The organism is Nesterenkonia xinjiangensis, from assembly GCF_013410745.1.
Classification (GTDB): Bacteria; Actinomycetota; Actinomycetes; order Actinomycetales; family Micrococcaceae; genus Nesterenkonia; species Nesterenkonia xinjiangensis.
The window spans coordinates 1,501,574-1,516,493 of record NZ_JACCFY010000001.1 but is presented as its reverse complement, the minus strand read 5'-3'; the positions used below and the strand labels follow the sequence as shown (position 1 = coordinate 1,516,493).

At 70.5% G+C, this 14,920-nt stretch carries 16 protein-coding genes; 6 read left to right on the top strand and 10 right to left on the bottom strand.

Annotated elements, in window-relative coordinates; genetic code table 11:
• The first annotated feature begins 36 nt into the window (after positions 1–36).
• Both HNR09_RS06915 and fdhA read left to right on the top strand, forming a co-directional pair.
• Positions 37–930: an HAD family hydrolase gene (locus HNR09_RS06915; RefSeq protein ID WP_343047470.1), complete on the top strand. Its 894-nt coding sequence runs from the start codon at positions 37–39 to the stop codon at positions 928–930.
• A gap of 110 nt (positions 931–1,040) precedes the next feature.
• Positions 1,041–2,255 carry a formaldehyde dehydrogenase, glutathione-independent gene (gene fdhA / locus HNR09_RS06910; protein ID WP_179541371.1) on the top strand — a complete coding sequence of 405 codons (1,215 nt, stop codon included), beginning with the start codon at positions 1,041–1,043 and terminating at the stop codon, positions 2,253–2,255.
• A gap of 102 nt (positions 2,256–2,357) precedes the next feature.
• On the opposite strand, the gene HNR09_RS06905 is transcribed toward fdhA, so the two are convergent.
• From HNR09_RS06905 to HNR09_RS06880, 6 genes are all read right to left on the bottom strand, one after another.
• Complete coding sequence (locus HNR09_RS06905) at positions 2,358–2,819, bottom strand: hypothetical protein (RefSeq protein WP_179541370.1); 462 nt, start codon at positions 2,817–2,819, stop codon at positions 2,358–2,360.
• Between the two features lie 49 nt (positions 2,820–2,868).
• Entirely contained in the window at positions 2,869–3,123 is a 255-nt protein-coding gene (locus HNR09_RS06900; RefSeq protein WP_179541369.1) for a hypothetical protein, read from the bottom strand.
• Positions 3,124–3,184: 61 nt separating this feature from the next.
• The gene (locus HNR09_RS06895; protein WP_179541368.1) at positions 3,185–4,360 is read right to left on the bottom strand and encodes a S8 family serine peptidase; all 1,176 of its coding nucleotides are present in this window, start codon (positions 4,358–4,360) and stop codon (positions 3,185–3,187) included.
• A gap of 95 nt (positions 4,361–4,455) precedes the next feature.
• Entirely contained in the window at positions 4,456–5,160 is a 705-nt protein-coding gene (locus HNR09_RS06890) for a pyroglutamyl-peptidase I (protein WP_179541367.1), read from the bottom strand.
• 12 nt (positions 5,161–5,172) lie between these two features.
• Positions 5,173–6,237, bottom strand: a complete 1,065-nt coding sequence (locus tag HNR09_RS06885) for a LacI family DNA-binding transcriptional regulator (protein ID WP_179541366.1) — start codon at positions 6,235–6,237, stop codon at positions 5,173–5,175.
• A gap of 97 nt (positions 6,238–6,334) precedes the next feature.
• The gene (locus tag HNR09_RS06880; protein ID WP_179541365.1) at positions 6,335–6,688 is read right to left on the bottom strand and encodes a hypothetical protein; all 354 of its coding nucleotides are present in this window, start codon (positions 6,686–6,688) and stop codon (positions 6,335–6,337) included.
• 330 nt (positions 6,689–7,018) lie between these two features.
• Between HNR09_RS06880 and HNR09_RS06875 the strand changes: the two genes are divergently transcribed.
• Entirely contained in the window at positions 7,019–8,206 is a 1,188-nt protein-coding gene (locus HNR09_RS06875) for an NAD(P)-dependent malic enzyme (RefSeq protein ID WP_179541364.1), read from the top strand.
• A gap of 19 nt (positions 8,207–8,225) precedes the next feature.
• Here the strand turns inward: HNR09_RS06875 and HNR09_RS06870 are convergent, their stop codons facing one another.
• The gene (locus tag HNR09_RS06870; RefSeq protein ID WP_246348752.1) at positions 8,226–9,059 is read right to left on the bottom strand and encodes an IclR family transcriptional regulator domain-containing protein; all 834 of its coding nucleotides are present in this window, start codon (positions 9,057–9,059) and stop codon (positions 8,226–8,228) included.
• 158 nt (positions 9,060–9,217) lie between these two features.
• Here HNR09_RS06870 and HNR09_RS06865 point away from each other — a divergent pair, with 158 nt between their 5' ends.
• From HNR09_RS06865 to HNR09_RS06855, 3 genes are read left to right on the top strand one after another with little or no spacing between them, the layout of a single operon-like run.
• Positions 9,218–10,426 (top strand): thiolase family protein, encoded by a 1,209-nt coding sequence (locus HNR09_RS06865; RefSeq protein ID WP_179543066.1) that lies wholly within the window; start codon positions 9,218–9,220, stop codon positions 10,424–10,426.
• A gap of 59 nt (positions 10,427–10,485) precedes the next feature.
• Positions 10,486–11,181, top strand: coding sequence for a 3-oxoacid CoA-transferase subunit A (locus HNR09_RS06860; RefSeq protein WP_179541363.1), 696 nt, complete (start codon positions 10,486–10,488; stop codon positions 11,179–11,181).
• Positions 11,178–11,870 (top strand): 3-oxoacid CoA-transferase subunit B, encoded by a 693-nt coding sequence (locus tag HNR09_RS06855; RefSeq protein WP_179541362.1) that lies wholly within the window; start codon positions 11,178–11,180, stop codon positions 11,868–11,870. Before HNR09_RS06860 ends, HNR09_RS06855 begins: the two co-directional genes overlap by 4 nt.
• A 285-nt stretch (positions 11,871–12,155) precedes the next feature.
• Here the strand turns inward: HNR09_RS06855 and pcaC are convergent, their stop codons facing one another.
• From pcaC to HNR09_RS06840, 3 genes are all read right to left on the bottom strand, one after another.
• Positions 12,156–12,569: a 4-carboxymuconolactone decarboxylase gene (gene pcaC, locus HNR09_RS06850; RefSeq protein WP_179541361.1), complete on the bottom strand. Its 414-nt coding sequence runs from the start codon at positions 12,567–12,569 to the stop codon at positions 12,156–12,158.
• Positions 12,562–13,398 (bottom strand): alpha/beta fold hydrolase, encoded by an 837-nt coding sequence (locus HNR09_RS06845; RefSeq protein WP_179541360.1) that lies wholly within the window; start codon positions 13,396–13,398, stop codon positions 12,562–12,564. Before HNR09_RS06845 ends, pcaC begins: the two co-directional genes overlap by 8 nt.
• A 76-nt stretch (positions 13,399–13,474) precedes the next feature.
• Positions 13,475–14,890: a lyase family protein gene (locus HNR09_RS06840; protein WP_179541359.1), complete on the bottom strand. Its 1,416-nt coding sequence runs from the start codon at positions 14,888–14,890 to the stop codon at positions 13,475–13,477.
• Between the last annotated feature and the right edge of the window lie 30 nt (positions 14,891–14,920).

Genomic DNA, 14,920 nt, shown 5'->3' with positions numbered 1-14,920 from the left:
GACGAGGGCAGGAGGGTCTCCGATAGGATCACGGCTGTGACGACCGACGAGCGCCCCGCCCCCTCCAACCCCGCCCCCTTCAGTACTGTCCTGTCGGACACCGCCCTGCCCCGGCTGGTGGCCTTCGACATCGATGGGACCCTGTTCGACTCCACCAAGCGGCCCCAGCCCGGCACGCTGCGGGCGTTCGCCGGCCTGCGTGCCGCAGGCACTCGAATCATGCTCGCCTCCGGGCGGCCCATCCCCGGGCTGCGGGGACTCGCCGAGCGCTGCGGACTCGGGACTGATCTGATCTTCGCCGGCCTCAACGGTTCGGTGGTCGTGGACCAGGCCACCGGCCGCACGCTCGCCCGCCACCCCGTCCCTGAGAATGTCGCCCGGCCGCTGATCGCCACCGGGGTGCGTCACGGAGCGCTGATGATGCTTCCCCACGACGACGAGCTGGTCGTCGCCGACGACGGCGACCCGCAGGCCGTCCACGAGGCCGGCGGCAATGGGCTGACCCTCCGGGTAGTCGAGGACATCACGGCACCGGGCATTGAGCCCACCAAGGTCCTCTACTGCGCGCCGCGCCCGCAGCTGGAGATCCTGGAGGTCGAGCTGCGGGAACGCTTCGCTGACCGGATCGAGCTGAGCTACTCCTCGCCGATCTACCTGGAGGCCACCGGCGCCGGCGTCGACAAGTCCACCGCACTGCTGGACTTCTGCCGGACCCAGGGGATCGAACCGGCGGAGACGATGGCCTTCGGTGACAACGGCAACGACGTGACGATGCTGCGCGCGGCGGGCATCGGGGTGGCCATGGGCAACGCCATCCCTGAGGCGCAGGAGGCCGCTGACATCGTGACAGCCAGCCATGACGACGAAGGCATCGCCCGCGTGCTGAGCCGCTGGGTCGACGTCGGAGAGCTCACCCCGGCCGTCGGCTGAGCCGCACCGGACCCAGGCCGGCGAACTGTTGTCACCCGGGGGCGGAGCCCCCATGGTGAGGAGTGGCATGTGATCCACACCACCTACCTTGTGTCATCAGGAGCCCCACCATGAGTTCGAACAGAGTCGTCGTCTACAAGTCCCCCGGAGAGGTGGCGGTCGAGTCCGTCGACTACCCCTCCCTGGAAGTCCCCCAGGAGGTGGCGGACCACTTCGGAATCACGAAGAAGGCGCCCCACGCCGCCATCCTGAAGATCGTCACCACCAACATCTGTGGATCGGACCAGCACATGGTCCGCGGCCGCACCACCGCGCCCCAGGGGCAGACCCTCGGGCATGAGATCACCGGCGAGGTCGTCGAAGCCGGGGAGGATGTGCTCTTCGTCAACGAAGGAGACATCTGTTCTGTGCCCTTCAACATCGCCTGCGGCCGCTGCCGCATGTGCGACGAGGGCAAGACCGGCATCTGCCTCAACGTGAACCCGGCCCGCGCCGGCGCCGCCTACGGCTACGTCGACATGGGTGGCTGGATCGGTGGTCAGGCGGAGTACGTGATGATCCCCTATGCGGACTTCAACCTGCTGAAGTTCCCGGACCGGGACCAGGCGCTGGAGAAGATCCTGGACCTCACGATGCTCTCCGACATCTTCCCGACCGGCTATCACGGCGCCTACACGGCCGGAGTCACCACCGGGTCCACCGTCTACGTGGCCGGCGCCGGGCCGGTGGGTCTCGCCGCCGCCCACGCCGCCCAGCTGCTGGGCGCCGCGGTGGTCATGGTCGGAGACATGGTTCCCGGTCGGCTCACCCAGGCCGAGAGCTTCGGCTGCGTCGGCATCGATCTGAGCACCGAGGGTGAACTGACCGACAAGATCGCCGAGGTCGTCGGAGAGCCAGAGGTCGACGCCGCTGTCGACGCCGTCGGCTTCGAGGCCCGCGGCCACGGCTCCGGGGCCGGAGAGGCGCCGGCCACCGTGCTCAACGACTGCATGACCGTGGCCCGTGCCGGTGCGGGGATCGGCATCCCCGGGCTCTACGTCACCGGGGATCCCGGTGCGGTCGACGACGCGGCCAAGGAAGGCACTCTGGGCGTCCGACTGGGACTGGGCTGGGCGAAGTCGCACTCGTTCATGACAGGACAGTGCCCGGTGAAGCAGTACAACCGGAAGCTGATGAACCTGATCCTCCATGACCGCGCGCAGATCGCGAAGGCCGTCAACGCCACCGCCATCGGCCTCGACGATGCCCCGCGCGGGTATCAGGAGTTCGACGACGGCGCGGCCCGGAAGTTCGTCATCGACCCGCATGGCATGGTGGCCGCCTGAGTCGGCGGCCCACCTGCCTGAGGGAGGGGCCAGAGGGGCCATCTGCGCCGCCAGACGGGCGGTGCAGGTGGCCTCTCTGCGTCACGCCGACAGGGCGCAGGATCACAGTGCGCCGAGGATGCGGTCCAGAAGGAAGAATCCGAGCAGGCCGTAGACCAGCCCGATCCACAGGGCATGGGTGAGACTGCGCCAGAACTGACCGGTGGCGATCAGCAGCCCGAAGGCGGCCGGTACGCAGGCCAGCGCGTAGCCTCCGACGAGGAACCACAGGCCGGTGAACTCGCGCAGGGCGAGCATGTAGAACCCGACCCCGATGGTCCACAGCATGGTGAACTCGAAGAGCAGCGCGGCGATCACTACGGAGGTGACCAGGGCCCACAGGTACCGGCCCCAGGTTCCTCCCGTCCGACGTCGAGACTTCGCCGCCGTCCCATGGTCCCTGGCGGAACGGCCGGATGAGCGGGGCGCCGAGCGGTTCGAAGGTCGCTTCTGAGCCCGGTCCCTCGTCCGTGTCGACGTCCGTCCCGGGGGTGCGGCGCTGCGGGACTTTCTGCGGGTGGTCACGGCAGACAAGCCTATCGCGCGCCAGTGTGGGTAGGCCGTCGAGTCTGGGTCACTGCACGTCCGCGTCGGGAGGGCTGATCCGGTGCTCCTGCTCGCGGTCCACCGACACCACTCCGTCGACGGCGGCGAGGGTCTCCCATTGGTCCTCGCGGGCACGGCCGTTGATCATTCCCAGCGAGGTGAGCACACGGTTGACCCGCAGGCCGGCGGCCTGGAGCTCCACGACGACGTCATCCAGGTGTGTCGCGCTCTTCTCATCGACCGTGATGATCCAGCCGATGCTCTCTTCACGGTGGGACTGCATGCCGCCAGGGTAGTCCTCCGACCCGGAATGCAGACAGGCCTGCTCCCCGGTCTGTCCCGGGTCAGCCGGCATCGTCTGCCGGCGGCGCCACGGAGAGCCCTGATCCGACGTCGACGGAGGGCTGCTCCAGCCGCACCGCCTCCTGGACGATCTCGGCCCACAGTTCACGCGACCGGAAGCCGGTGGCCTCGGCGAGGAGCGCGGCGACACCTGCGACATGAGGCGTGGCCATGGAGGTCCCGCTGATGGTCCGGTGCTGCTCGTCCCCGATCCAGGAGGAGAGCACATCCACCCCCGGGGCGGCGACGTCGACCTGTCCGCCCCGTCCCGGCAGCGTGCGGGCCGAGAAGTCCGCGACCCCCAGCTCCGAGTCCAGGGCACCCACAGCCATGACGAAGGGGCTGTTCGCCGGCGCTCCGACGAACCCGTCCTCCCCGGCGCTGCGCCGTGCGTTGTTGCCCGCTGCGGCGATGATCAGCGCGCCCTGTTCCAGGGCACGCCGCCCGGCGGCCACGTAGGGCGGGTGCACCTCCGGGATGTCAGCGCCCAGGGACATCGAGATCAGGTCGCAGTCATGGCGCAGGGCCCAGTCGATCCCGGCCAGGATGGAGGTGTCGGAGCCTGAGCCGTCGTCGCCGAGCACCTTCCCGGAGAAGATCTCCGCCTCCGGCGCCACACCGTAGCCCGGGCCGGCCTCGCGGCTGCGCGGACCGCCCACGGTGCCGATGCAGTGGGTGCCGTGCCCGTGGCCGTCCTGGGCGGTCTCACCCTCGATGAAGGACTCGGCGGTCACGCCGCGATCGGTGAAGTCGGGGTGCTCGAGGTCGAAGCCGGTGTCCAACACCGCCACCCGGACCCCGGCCCCGGTGTGCCCCGACTCGACGGCGCGCACCGCCTGCAGGCCCCAGGTCAGGTCCGCGGTGTCGGTGAAAGAGCCTGAATGCTCGGCAGGCCGGGCCGGCGTCGCGGGACCCAGCACGTGGTAGATCCGTTCGGGCAGCACCCGGACGGGACGGCGGCGATCCCGGCAGCGGCTCCGGAAGGCCTCCAGGCGTTCGTCCTCCCCGTCGACCACGGCGATGCCCAGTCGGGAGAAGTAGGTGTCGGTGGAGAGACCCTCTGCGCGGAGCAGACCCGGGGCTTCCTGATCCCGGACGTGGAGGTCGGCGGTGTCGAAGACGACGACGAAGCGACCCTCGCGGGTGCTGGTGCTCAGAGTGTGCTCGGGAGTGTGCATCGGGGCCTCCTGCTGGTCCGTATCGGGTCATGAGGACGTGGTCCCACAGTAGGCTCCGGCGGTGACATCCCCCAGGGGTGGCGTCTCCGCCCGGCTCAGTGCAGAGTCCCGCCGGGGGTCGCCACGTCGGCGCCGCCGTGCAGCGCCTCCTCCAGCAGGATCTCCACGGCCTCCACCGCCCCCTCCAGGCGCACCGGAGCCAGCGGGTCCCGCAGGTCAGGGACATGGACGAACCCTCCAGGGATCTCCAGGCCGCGCACCCGCAGACCGTGCAGGAGGGAGTAGAGGACGTCGTTGCAGACGAAGCTTCCGGCGCTCAGCGAGAGCTGCACCGGGATGTTCGCCGCGCTGATCCGTGTGTGGGCGGCCTTGAGCCGCAGAGTGGAGAACAGCGCGCCGTCGCCGCCCTCGACCACGGGCTCATCGGCCGGCTGGGCGCCGGCGTTGTCGGGGATCCGCGCATCGCGCAGATTCACCCCCACCCGTTCCAGCCGCACCACGTCGGTTCCGGCAGCCAGACCCAGGGCGAGGACGGCGGCCGGGGGCCTGCCCTCGACGACGGCGGCCTCCACCGCCTCGTCGAGCAGCCGAGGCGCCTGACCAAAGGCCACCGGCAGGCACAGCGGGCGGACCTCGGGCGCTCCCGGGAGGGAGGACTGACCTGCTGCGGCGCGTGCGGCTACTGCGGTGACCACGTCCCAGGAGGGATTGTGGTCCATCCCGCCGAAGGGTTCGAAACCGGTGAGGAGCACCAGCGGTGCCCCGCTCGCGGGCCGGTTGTCCAGAGGTCCGGCACTCATGGGTTCAGGGCTTCAGGCGGACTCGCGCACGATGACCTCGGCCTTGCCGATCATCACCACATCGTCGCCGGAGGCGATCTGCTCGGCGGCGGGGCGCTGTGGGGCGTCGTCGACGGCCGCGATGACGGCGTCGGCGATCAGCGAGGCGATCACCGACTCGTCCCAGTGGACCGTGGTCAGTCGCGGACGGGACCACTCGGCCAACGAGACGTCGTCATAGCCGACGATGGCGATGTCCTCGGGGCAGGCGATGCCTTCGTCCTGCAGCGTGGCCATCAGCATGATCGCGATGTTGTCGCTGAAGGCGCAGAGCGCCGTCACACCAGCCTCGCGGGCCTTGCGGACCGCCTCGACCGCGTCGGAGCCGTCGACGGCGACGGAGGTCACCACCGGAATCTGCAGCCCGAGTCCCTCGGCGATGCGTTCGGCCGTGGCGGCACGCCATGCGGAGATCTCGCCGGCGACCGGGCTGGCCGTACCCACATAGCCGATACGGGAGTGGCCGGCCCGCGCCAGGTGCTCCACCTGGGCGGCGGCGCCGGCGTCGCGAGTGTTCGCAGGCAGCTGGGTGGCCGCCATCAGCGTGGTGCCGTCGGCGGCCTCCTCATCGATCCACCCCGGCAAGGCTCCGAAGAGCGGAAAGATCATCTGCGGGGCGAGGTCCTGGACCAGTGCGGTGAGCGCGCCGTGGTCCGAGGACTCGAAGTGCACCGCCATGGAGTAGCCGCGTCGACTCAGCTCGGCGGTGAGCATGCCGATCAGTGCGGTGGCCGGCTCGCCCAGCTGTGTGCGCGGCACCACGCACACCAGATTCGTGGACTTTCCCGAGGCCAGAGACTTGGCATTCCGGTTGGGGTGGTAGCCGAGCTCCTCCGCGGCGTTGAGCACGCCGCGCCGGGTCTCCTCGGAGATGGTCTGGCCGGGGGTGTTGTTCAGCACGAAGCTGACGGTGGCGCGGGAGACGTTGGCGCGCGCGGCGACGTCGGCGCCGGTCGGACGGCGTCGACGGACAGGGGCGTCAGCCGCGGCGCGGGCACCATCGATGCCCTGCGGCGGCTGGGTGTCTGAGGCAGGCATTGTGATCAACGTAGCAGAGCCGGACATCGATCTGGCGAAGACCTGACGTGCTGAGAAACATGCATTCTTTCGGGTGGGCCTGGGGCGGGGGTGGCGGTCAGCCGATCACCAGGATGAGTCCTCCCACCGCCAGCACAGAGATCGTCGCGCCGGTCCAGAGCCCGTGCAGAAGACCACGACGCAGACTGCCGGTGCCCACCGTCACCGCGGAGGTGGCCGGCAGGCAGGCCAGCAGGAACGCGCCCAGGAGCCAGCCGCCCCACGGGCGGCCCATCCCGTAGCTGACCAGCGCCAGGAAGTGCATGTGGAACACCGGATAGCCCACCAGCAGAGAGAGCACCACGCCGACTCCGACCCCCGACCTCCGGCGACGCCGGGCCATCCTGGCCGCATCGCCGTCGAGCTCGGCGGCGGAGAGCCGTCGCCGGCCGCTGTCAGGTGAGATCGTCATGGATCGAAGAGTAGACGGGAGGGCTCGAGGTGACCAGGTCGGTCGGCCGCGCACATGCGTCGCCGGACAGGGGGCGCCCCTGTCAGAGATGTGCGCTGGACGTCCACTGGATGGACCGACGCTCACGTGCCGACGCCGGCGTGCCGTACCCTGGCCTGCACGGTCTAAAGAAAGTACTGACCACTGCGACGGTGCAGATGCCGATGACCTCGGCGCGCACTGCAGCGAACGGCCGGAGCGCACGGTCCACCCGACGACGTGTGGACGCTCCCGCGGGATCCGCGATGCGCCGTGCCGACCTGATCAGACGCTTTCCAGGAGTCACCACTGATGTCCACCACCGACACGACCGCGCCCATCACCGACGACGAGGTCTTCACCTCCCACGAGGGCGGCAAGCTCACCGTCGAGACCACCATGCTGCTGGATTCGAAGCGGGCGCTGTCCATCGCGTACACCCCCGGGGTCGCCAAGGTCTCCCGGGCGATCCACGAGGACCCCGCCGCACACGCCACCCACACCTGGGCCTCCCGGCTCGTCGTGGTGCTCTCCGACGGCACCGCCGTGCTGGGGCTGGGGAACATCGGGGCCGCCGCCTCGCTGCCGGTCATGGAGGGCAAGTCCGCGCTCTTCCGGGAGTTCGGCGGGCTGAACTCGATTCCGCTGGTCATCGACACCACCGACGTGGACGAGATCGTGGAGACCATGGTCCGGCTGCGGCCCAGCTTCGGGGCCGTCAACCTCGAGGATGTGGTCGCTCCGCGCTGCTTCGAGCTGGAGCAGAAGCTCATCGAGGCCCTCGACTGCCCGGTGATGCATGATGACCAGCACGGCACCGCCGTGGTGGTGCTCGCCGCGCTGACCAACGCCGCTCGGCTCACCGGGCGCAGCTTCGCCGACACGCGGGTGGTCATCGCCGGAGCCGGAGCGGCCGGCATCGCGGTGGCCGACATCCTGCACGAGGCAGGGATCGGCGACATCATCCTCACCGACTCGCAGGGGACCGTCCACCGGGATCGCGACGACCTCAACGCCGTGAAGGCCCGGGTGGCCGGTTTCACGAACCGGGAGAGCGTCATCGGGGGGATCTCGGAGGCGCTCGACGGGGCCGACGTGTTCGTCGGGGTGTCCTCGTCGAAGGTCCCGGAGGAGGCGGTGGCGCGGATGGCGCCGGACTCCATCGTCTTCGCCCTGTCCAACCCCGACCCGGAGATCATGCCCGAGGTCGCCGCCCGGCATGCCGCCGTCGTCGCCACTGGGCGTTCCGACTTCCCGAACCAGATCAACAATGTGCTGGCCTTTCCCGGGATCTTCCGCGGGGCGCTCGACGCTGGTGCCCGACGGATCACCTCGGCGATGAAGGTCGCCGCGGCCACCGCGATCGCCGACACCGTGGGGGAGGACCTCAGCCCCGACTACATCGTGCCCTCGCCGCTTGACGAGCGTGTGGCAGCGGACGTGGCGGCCGCTGTGATCGAGGCTGCCCGGCAGGACGGGGTGACCGGCGAAGTGGGGTGACCGGGCCTGGTGCCCGGGCCTAGTCGCGCACGGGGCGCCCCGTGCTGCGTTCCCAGACGGCGACTGAGCGTCCTGCCTCCTCCGCGGCACGCCGCAGGGGAGGCAGGACGCGGTCGCGCGTCTGCTCAGGCGTCTCCAGCCCCGCGGAGACTGACACGTTGATCGCCGCGACCACGCCTCGTTCCGGATGGATCACCGGGGCGGAGACCGAGCGCAGCCCGGTCTCGAGCTCCTGGTCGACGAGAGTCCATCCTGCCCGCTGGGCCGTGCTGATGATCTCCAGAAGCTCGTCGACCTCGGTGCGGGTGACGGGGGTGAGCTGGGGCCGTTCCGCGTGGTCGAGGAGTCGGCGTCGTGCGTCCTCGTCCATGCCTCCGAGGAGCACGCGACCCATGGAGGTGGCGAAGGCCGGCAGGCGCGTGCCGACGTCGAGGTCCATGCGCATGATGCGGCGGGTGTGCGCCCGCGCGATGTAGACGATCTCCTCACCCACCAGCACCGAGGCTGAGCATGATTCGTTCAGCTCGGAGGCCAGGGTGCGCAGCAGCGGCTGCAGCACGTCGTGCAGCCCGTTGCCGGACCAGAAGCCGACGCCGAGACTGAGCACCTTCGGTGTGAGCACGAAGAGCCGGCCGTCGGTGCTGGCGTAGTCCAGATGGACCAACGTCTTGAGCATGCGCCGGGCGGCAGCCCGGGAGAGCCCGGTGCGCCGGGCGACGTCGGAGAGCGTCATCGGGTCCTCGGCCTCGGCGAAGGACTCGAGCACTTTGAGCCCGTTGGCCAGCGACCTGACGAACTCCTCCTTGTCAGGGGATTCCGAGGAGGTCGGGGACATTGCGCGGTCGTCTTCCATGATTCTGAGCGTATCGAGAATCTCGCTGTCCATTTTCCGCTCAGGGCTGGTCCAGTGCGTGTGCCGCCGCTATGCTAGCAACGTATAGCGAACACAAGTACGCATAGCGAACATTCGAAGATGGGTGGACGCGGGCAGGAGCTCTCATGGAGGACGTCATGAAGGATGTCTTCGTCTACGACGGCGTGCGGACGCCCTTCGGCAAGGTCGGCGGAGCCCTGGCCGGGCAGCGTCCCGATGACCTCGCGCAGTTGGTCATCAGTGCTCTGGTAGGCCGGGCTCCGAAGCTCGATCCTGCCGCGGCCGGAGATGTCGTGGGCGAGGTGATCCTGGGAAACGCCAACGGCGCGGGGGAGGAGAACCGCAACGTCGCCCGCATGGCGTGGCTGTTGGCGGGTCTCCCTGTGGAGGTGCCGGCCAGCACCGTCAATCGGCTGTGCGGCTCCTCGCTGGACGCGGCGATCTCCGGTGCGCGGCAGATCGCGCTGGGGGAGACTGACGTCGTGCTCACCGGTGGCGTGGAGTCCATGTCCCGGGCGCCGTGGGTGCTGCCCAAGACGGACCGGCCCTTTCCGCTGAAGAACCTCGAAGCCGTCAACACCACTCTGGGCTGGCGGCTGGTGAACGACCGGATGCCCGCCGAGTGGACCGTCTCCCTGGGGGAGGCCACCGAGCAGCTGCGCGAGCGCCACGGCATCAGCCGTGAACGGCAGGACGCCTTCGCCGCCGAATCCCACGCCCGTGCGGGCCAGGCCTGGTCTGAGGGTCGCTATGCCGAGATGGTCGTCGAGGTCCCCGGAGTGGGCCTTCCCCGGGACGAGACCATCCGCGACGGCGTGACTCCCGAGTCGCTGGCCGGGCTGAAGACGGTCTTTCGGCGTGACGACGGTACAGTGACCGCCGGCAACGCCTCACCCATGAGCGACGGCGCCTCGGCCGCCTGGCTGGGCTCCGCCCGCGGCGGCGAACTGCTGGGTCTGGCCCCGCAGGCGCGCATGGCGGGCTGGGGCACCGCCGCGAATGAACCGCAGTTCTTCGGCTATGCCCCGGTGGAGGCGGCAGGCCGCGCGCTGGCGCGGGCCGGGATCGGCTGGGCCGACGTCGGCGCCGTGGAGCTCAACGAGGCCTTCGCCGCCCAGTCCCTGGCCTGCCTGGACGCTTGGGGCTTCGGGACGGAGCATGACCCGGCGATCGTCAACGCCTGGGGCGGCGCCATCTCCATCGGGCATCCGCTGGGCGCTTCCGGCACTCGGGTGCTGGCCACGCTGGCTCGCCGTATGCAGGCCGAGGGCGTCCGGTGGGGCGTGGCGGCGCTGTGCATCGGCGTCGGGCAGGGGATCGCTGTCGTGCTGGAGCGCGCTGACTGAGCTGTGCTGGAGCGCGCTGACTGAGCTGTGCTGGAGAACGCTGATGGAGGAGGACGAGGATGATCACGATCGCGGAGGATGCCGCCGAGGCGGTGGGCCAGGTGCTGGACGGATCCACGGTGCTGCTGGGAGGGTTCGGCAACCCGGGGCAGCCGATGGAGCTGATCGACGCGCTGCTGGATTCCGGCGCACGCGACTTGACCGTGGTGAACAACAACGCCGGTCAGGCCGACGCCGGGCTCGCACTGCTGATCAAGGAGCGCCGCGTGGCCAAGATGATCTGTTCCTTCCCCCGGCAGTCAGACTCCTGGCACTTCGATGAGGCATACCGGGCGGGGGAGATCGAGCTGGAGCTCGTGCCGCAGGGGAACCTGGCCGAGCGATTGCGTGCCGCCGGCGCCGGCATCGGGGGATTCTTCACCCCCACCGGGTACGGCACCGTTCTGGCTGAGGGCAAGGAGACCCGCGTCATCGACGGACGCGGCTATGTGCTGGAGCAGCCGCTGCCCGGGGACATCGCGCTCATCAAGGCGCTGCGCGCCGACGAGGCCGGCAACCTGGTCTACCGGAAGACAGCCCGGAACTTCGGGCCGGTCATGGCCGCAGCCGCGGCCCGCACCGTCGTCCAGGTGGATGAGCTCGTCCCTGTGGGCGGCATCGATCCCGAGCATGTGATCACCCCGGGCATCCACGTGAACACCGTCACCGTCATCCCGACCGCCTCCGGCGAGGCCGCCCTGAAGGAGATCGCATGACCGCGCAGCAGACCACCGGCACGCAGTCCTCGGCCCGCCTGGGCCGGGACGACCTCGCCCGGCTCATCGCCTCCGACATCGCCCCGGGATCCTATGTGAATCTCGGCATCGGGCAGCCCACCCTGGTCGCGGACCACCTGACTCCGGAGAGGGGCGTAGTCCTGCACACCGAGAACGGCATGCTCGGCATGGGGGCGCAGGCTCACGGCGAGGATGTGGACCATGATCTCATCAACGCCGGGAAGATTCCTGTCACCGAACTGCCTGGGGCCAGCTACTTCCACCACGCCGACTCCTTCGCCATGATGCGTGGCGGGCACCTGGACGTCTGTGTGCTGGGCGCCTTCCAGGTCTCCGCCGCCGGCGACCTGGCCAACTGGTCCACCGGGGCCCCGGAGGCGATCCCCGCCGTCGGTGGCGCCATGGACCTGGCCGCGGGCGCGAAGCAGGTCTTCGTGATGATGACGCTCTTCGCCAAGGACGGCTCCCCGAAGCTGGTGCCGGAGTGCACCTATCCGGTGACGGGGCTGGGCTGCGTGACCCGAGTGTACACGGACCACGGGGTGTTCCTGCTGGACCGCCGCGCGGACGGGAGCGTCCGGCTGGTGCTGCGCGAGGCCCACGGGATCACCGTGGAGGAGCTGCGGCGGCGGCTGGGCGTGCCGTTCGAGGTCGCCTCAGGCGTGTGAGGTCTCCTCTCCTCGGCCGGAAGGGAGTCGATAAGTTCCAGGCCGCGCCGTGCTCAGGCGATCTCGGCCTCCCCCGGGCGATGAGCTCCTCATAGGCGAAGGTCTTGTAGGCCACGATCCGGTCGTGGCTCTCCGGCGGAAACCTCTCCAGCCGGGCTGCGACGGTGCGCTCTTCGTGGGCCCGAGGGATCGGCTCCGCGGCCCAGCTTGCATCGACTGGTCGATTCGACTGGATTCCAGGGGTCTCGGGACCTCAAGATCCAGTCGAATCGACCTTTCGATGCATCAGGTCGGGGGTGTGTCGCCGAGCTCCTCGGCGATGACCCGCTGGCCGATGCCGAAGGCGACGTTGGCCGCAGGCACGGAGCAGTAGATCGCCGCCTGCAGGAAGACCTCTTTGATCTCGGATGCGGTCATGCCGTTGCGCAGGGCGGCGCGGATGTGCATCTCCAGCTCCTCCCAGTAGCCGCCGGCGATCATGGCGGTCAGCGTGATGGCCGAGCGTGTGGTGCGCGGCAGGCCCGGGCGGGTCCAGATGCCGCCCCAGGCGTAACGGGTGATCAGCTCCTGGAAGTCTTCGGTGAAGGCGTCCTTCTTCGCCTCGGCGCGGTCCACATGTGCATCGGAGAGCACCTCGCGGCGCACCTCCATGCCGGCGGCATAAGGGTCTTCAGCGGGAGTGGGGCGGGGGTCAGCCATCGAGCAGCTCCTCCAGAAGTCGGGCCGTGGCCTCGGGGGCCTCGGCGGGGGCCAGGTGTGCGACGCCGGGAAGTGTCACCGCCCGCACCGGTACGGAGCCTGCCGCCGCGCCGTCGGCGATCGCCGCGGCATCCGCCGGCGGACACACGGTGTCCTCGGCGCCGTTGACCACCAGCAGAGGACGGGCGAACCGGCCCAGCCGGCCGGTGAGGTCATGGGTGCCCAGGGCGTGGCAGGCGTGGGCGTAACTGTGGCGGTCGGCGTGCTGCAGGGACTGCAGCAGGTTGGTGGCCACCCGGGGGTGCTCGGCCATGAACCCGGGGGCGAACCATCGCTGGGCCGAGCCCTCTACGATCGTGGGGGTGCCCGCCTGGGCCACGAGCTCGGCCCGCTCGGTCCAGCTCTGCGGGGTGCCGATGCGGGCCGCCGTGCAGATCGCGGCCAGCCGGTCGATGCGGGTCTCCGGCCGCTGGGCCAGCGTCAGCGAGGTGGCCCCGCCGATGGACACCCCGGCGGCCAGCACCGGGGTCGACGTCGGCAGCCCGTGCTCAGCGACCACTCCCGCCAGGGCCTCCTCCACGCCGTCGGCCAGATCCTCCAAGGTGAAAGGTCCGGCGGAGGGCTGCCCCGCGCCGTGGCCCGGCAGGTCCCAGCCGATGACGACGAACCGCTCGTCCAACCACGGCAGGGCAGGGCCCCAGAGGGCCGAGACACTCGTGCCCAGGGAGGGTCCCACCAGCAGCAGCGGGCGCCTGCCGGAGGAGAGGTCCTCGGTGCGGCCGGCGAGCAGGGTGAGGGTGAGGGTGAGGGCGCTGCGCGGATGCGTCATCGGAACTCCCAGTGGTGGCCGGTTGGTCTGTGGTGTGTGGCGGGTGGTGCGACGCCGAGGCATCGGGGCAGTGGCGTCAGGGGGCGAGCCCTGCCCGCAGCTCGCCGAACCGGGCCTGTGCGGCGTCGATGAGCTGGGCCGAGCGGCCCACGTATCGGTGGGGGTCCAGCGTCTCGGTCAGCTCGTCGTCGCTGATCGTCTCGGCCGGGAGCTCCTGCCGCAGCCGGGCGGTCAGGTCGATATCGCCGTGTCCTGCCTCCGCCAGCAGCGCCTTCAGCCCAGCCGGTCCGCCCGGGTGGGCTTCGCCCAGTCGGGCCAGGAGGCGTTCGCCGAGCACTCCCGGGCCCGCGGTGTCCAGATTCTGACGCATCGCCGCGGGGAAGACCTGAAGGCCCTCGCACAGCTCCGCGGCCCGGGCTGCGGCACCCCCGGTGAGGCGCAGCAGCTCGGTCAGGGCTGGCCATTCGGCGTGCCAGGCGCCGTCGGGCCGTTCGTCCACTGCGGCGCCGGCGGCCTGGTGGAGTGTGGCCAGGTGTCCGGGCCCGGCCAGCGCGGCGGAGCGGATCAGCACCGAGAGCACCGGATTCTGCTTCTGGGGCATCGCCGAGGAACCTCCCCGCCCCGGGGCGGTGGGCTCACGCAGCTCTCCGATCTCTGGGCGCTGCAGGGTGAGCACGTCGGAGGCCAGCGTGCCCAGCGCGGCCAGGGCCTCGGCGGCGGCGGTGGCCGCCTGCAGCACCGGGCGACGTCGGGTGTGCCAGGGCATCGCCGGGAGCGCCAGGCCCAGGGTCTCGGCCAGCCGGGCGGTCAGCACCTCGGCCCGGGCGGGAGAGCCGGCGAGCTCCACGAGCGCGGCCTGGGTCCCGACGGCCCCGCCCCACTGCAGGGGTGCGGCGCCGGCGGCGGCGTGCAGGCTCTCGGCGGCGTCGGTGAGCGCCTCCAGCCATTGGGCGGCGCGCAGTCCGAAGACGGTGGGCATAGCGGGCTGGGTCAGCGACCGGGCGACGGCGAGCGTCTCCCGGTGGGCGTCCGCCAATCGGCTCAGCGCCTCCCCGGTACGCAGCAGATCCGTCACGACCTGGTCGATCACCCGGCGCACCACCAGCATCAGGGCGGTGTCGAGCACGTCCTGGCTCGTGGCCCCGCGATGCAGCGCGGCATCCGAGATCCCGCGCTCGGCCAGCAGTCGGCGCAGCTCGGCCAGCAGCGGGATCACCGGATTGCCGCCGCCGGTGGCGGCCTCGGCCAGCACGGCCGGGTCCGGATGTGCTGCCTCGTCCCGGCTCAGCTCCCGCAGTGCGTCCGCGCTCTGCGCAGGAGCGAGTTCCGCCTCGGCCAGCACCTCGCCCCAGGCGGCTTCCACCTCTAACAGCGCGGCGACGACGGCGGCATCGGAGGTCATCGACGCCGCGGCGGTCCCGGCCCAGGCTGGGTTCAGCAGGCCGTGCTGCCCGGTCGGCGCCGCAGGAAGGTGCTTGGGAGGGGAGGTCATGGACACCATCGTCTCAGTCTGCGTCTCGGC